2 protein-coding genes are annotated in these 4,015 nt (G+C 42.6%); both read right to left on the bottom strand.

What is annotated here, in order from left to right:
- Nucleotides 1-87: 87 nt before the first annotated feature.
- Nucleotides 88-1,407 carry an McrC family protein gene (locus VPNCDNU1_RS03160; protein WP_104399020.1) on the bottom strand — a complete coding sequence of 440 codons (1,320 nt, stop codon included), beginning with the start codon at nt 1,405-1,407 and terminating at the stop codon, nt 88-90.
- Entirely contained in the window at nt 1,408-3,390 is a 1,983-nt protein-coding gene (locus tag VPNCDNU1_RS03165; protein ID WP_104399021.1) for an McrB family protein, read from the bottom strand.
- Nucleotides 3,391-4,015 lie beyond the last annotated feature (625 nt).

Consider the following 4,015-nt stretch of genomic DNA (forward strand, 5'->3'; position numbering starts at 1 on the left):
ATTGCTGCAAAAATCATCTCGAAAGGTCAACAGACCCTAGCCAATGACAATAAGACGGATACTGATTTAAAAGGTATTTTGGCTATACTATTTTTGGAAAACGGAATGAATGCATGATGAGCTTTCTAACCCTTTCAGCATTAGCTGGCTTGCCCCATCAGATTGGATCTCAAATGGAACAACCCACAGTTTTAATGAGTCGCTGAAATTAAAACTGTGCTGAATTGGCTCCATAAATGAATCATGAGCAGGGTAGATCAAGAAAAGCTCTCCTTCCCCATTTAAATATTTATGCCCGTAAGCAAACATTTGATAGAAATCTACTTGAGATAACCCAAAGTTATTCGCTGTAACATCAACTAACTTCCATTTGGTATCCAACACAATTGGGGAACCCTTTGGCGTAGTAACCAGCAAATCGGGCTTAAGCCCAAACTGACTTTGGCCATTGTGCGCTACTAAATGCTCGGACGAGGCTTGTGTCGTAAGCTCTACACCCTCACTAAGTTTGGATTTAAGTACAGACGCCACATAGTTTTCAAACACTGATTCCATAGGAAACAAAAGCGATGGCGCTTCGGCTTCGCCTTTCATGCTTACTGGGGAAAAGCCCTCAAGAATCAATTTTGCCCAAGCTAAAGGCCGTTCATAGTGGCTCATTCCTCGGTTCAGTTTCACTTGCGCGAAGTCATTTTTAACATCTCGACTTATTGGGACTTCGTTAAAGGCAAAATCCAGCTCTCGTATCCACCGTTGATTCGCATTGCGGTGTGTGTAAGAGCCCACCTTTTTCAGCGCTGCCCGAATCAATCTGTTGGCAGGTCGGTTTTGAAGAAATTCATCGTATTCGACATAAAACTTGTGCTTATTCACCAGATTGTGCCGAAGTTGCTTAGGCACCGATAGCTTGCCTTTTAAAAAGGTAAGGTTGTCTTCACACTGCACGTAATCACTGCGTAATCCGCGTTTCACTAACTGGTTTACACTGTGTAAAAACTGCTGAATAAACACCTCAAGCAAAGGCATTTTTTCCGTCTCGATACTTGCTGAATGGGTTTCGATGTAACGAAACTTGCGAAGATGCTTGAGCATCATAAGTAGCTTTTTTCTCGCATCTACGGTTGCAGGTTTAGATTGGTCGTTTTTTTTGGCTAACTTGGGCAACACTTCGATGTGTTCACCATTGGGCGTAAATATCACACCCACATAGTTTTGCACTTGCAGTACTTTGTGCCCATATCGGGTAAACAACTTTAAAAAACGCCCCACTTTGCCAGCGTGTTTGTTTAGACACAATTGCTCTAGGTATTGAAAGGCAGAAGGTGAAATCAGCGTATAGCCGTTAGCTTGTGCCACCTCTTCCTCAAAACTCAAATAACCAAACTCGTAAACAATAGGCGTGGTCATTTACGCCTCGCTTGGTTCTGGTTCCGATTTTGTTTCTTCTGGCTGTGTGTTTGCCGCATCTGAACGCTTAGCCTCTTTCACGCTGTCGGGAGCGTAAATGCCAATGTATGCCTTAGCGTTTTGCCACACGTCCGACTCGTGCTCTTTAAGTGAATATTGCTGATACGTTTCACCAAATGAATTGAGCCCATGTTTGTCGCCAAATAGCTGCTTTAACGCTGTTTGTTCAAGTGATGATTTGGTCACAAATTGCAAGTGTTCAGTTTTTTGGTTATCAGCAAGTACTAAGCGAATTTTGTCCCAGTCTTCAAAGAAGTATTCTTCCAGAAGCGGAATGATTTTGTTCTGAAATACTGTAACCAACTCAGAAAACGCCAAGTGTTTTTGCTCTTTATCTTCCAACTTGTTTTTAACAGGCATAAAAAAGGCATGACCAAGGGTGTGCTCTCGGTCGTATAAAATCTCGATACGTTCGTTGAGTACCTTAAGCAGTCGCTCAAGGTCGATACCATTGACAACAACGCCTTTTAGAAGCTCGGGCTTGGGCATCATCTCGACAAAGTCAAAGCGGCGACGCAGTGCTGTATCCATCATGGCTAATGAACGGTCGGCAGTGTTCATGGTCCCAATCAGGTACAGGTTATCGGGGACGGAAAACAAAGGCGTACTGTGAGGTAATCGGATTTCAAGGCTCTCATCTTCGGGCTTTTTCACCGCTGGCATACGTTTGCTTGGCTCAATCAACGTAATTAGCTCACCAAAGATTTTAGATATATTGCCTCGGTTTATTTCGTCTATTACCAATACGTAGTTCTGCTTTAGGCATGGTTCTGAGTCTGCGATCTCACTAGGAATACAGCTTTTAAGTTGTTGGAGTGCCTTAAAATAGTAGGTTGCATGTTCTCTTGCTAAACCCGATACCGTTGAATTTTGTTTCACTTCCTGTCGACTGTTTACGTCTGCCAAATAGAGGTTTTTTAAATCGACAAACTTCATGATCTGGGAAGCCTTCCATTTGCTGCCGCTGTAACGAAAACCTTCCTCCGTAATATCAATGATCGATACCGCTTCAGTTAGGGAAATTCCATCCGAGTCATAAAAAGCAGAGAGTTTCAACGCCTCTAAACCATGTTCGAATTTTTTTTCCTCATTCAGTGCTTGCTGATCTTTCTGGCTATTTTTCAGATTTTCTCTGGCGTCATCCGCTATGGCTTTGAATACGCCCTCTTTAATGGTGTATTTGACTTGGTCGTTGTCTGTTGTGGTTGCGCTTAGGCCCTCAACAAACTCTTCATAGCCGTAGCTTTGGTGGAAGGTAACAAACCGGATGCGTTTGGCTTTCACCAGATCATCGTATATGTCTTTTAACTCGCGGCGAGTTTCCCAAGAAGAGCCCGGCTCAGCGGCTTTTACGGCGGCTTCAATGGTGTGGTAGGTTTTGCCTGTGCCGGGCGGGCCGTAAAGGATTTGGTTTAGAGACGACTGACTTAGGACGCTTTCCTTACTTTTCTGATCTTTCTTATGGTCATCCACTGCTACGCTCTCATTGTTTAAATAGTCTGCTGGCCAATATGATTGACGTTGAATTGAGTGTCTTTGGATAAAGGCTGGGAGATAATCCGTTCTTTTTAACCGTTCCAACAGCTCGTCATTTACCTCAAATCGCTGTGAGGTGGTCTCACGATGTTTAAATCGCACATCACAGACGAGGGTCTGATTTTGAGGCGTGAACGTCGCAAAAGTTTCAACCGCGTTCCGTATGCCTAACTCCTTTCGACCTATACGGATTGGAGTATCTTTTGTTGACTCTAATATATAGGCATCCAAACCAATCGAATAAGCTTCTTCGATGATTTGGCAAAAAGCTGCTACCGTATCTCTTGACCAGTTGGGTAGGTATTCTGCAAATTTGTTGTAGATTTTGAATTTGTCCAGTATATGGTTCTGCTCTGGCGTGTACTTGTTTAGATTGGTGTTATTCATTTCTAGCCATTTCGTTGTGTCAAAAACCTCGTTGGCTTTTCGCCTAACAAAGCTGGAAAAGTTAAATTATGCGTTTATTACCTTTTTGGCGACTTCAGCTTTCTTTGTCGCTTTAGCGAGGGCATCCGCTTCTTTACGGACCTTTGCAATTCGTTCGTGCTAGTAATAGCGTACAAGAAGTCATTTACGCCTTTGAGGAATTCGAAGTTAGACCTAGCCATGTGTCCTTCCTTGCTTGTATTCGTTGTTCATTACTTCTGCTTATCGACTTTATATGGCATGGACGGTCAGTGTCGGGGTTATTGAACTTTTGCCTTTGTCGATAAGGTTTGTTCTTATTACGCACTCAGGTGCACTGTTCGAGTAAGTGTAATGATAACTTTCGCAATACTCCACACTTCAGATCACGTTTACTTTACGAATGGTTAGAGTTTTCTCGACATTTATTTATATTCCACTTATCTCATATAATAAGAGCTTTAAATTAAAAAAAGAGACCTTGCGGTCTCCTTCGTTGAACTGGGTGGTTTAATACCAATCACAGTCAGTAAGTGTTCATAAATAGCGAAGGAAAAACGCTTGAGAACAAGGCAAGAAATTTCGATAAGTAGTTATTCTACAATCA

The sequence above is a fragment of the Vibrio penaeicida genome (assembly GCF_002933855.1).
In the GTDB taxonomy this organism is placed as follows: domain Bacteria; phylum Pseudomonadota; class Gammaproteobacteria; order Enterobacterales; family Vibrionaceae; genus Vibrio; species Vibrio penaeicida_A.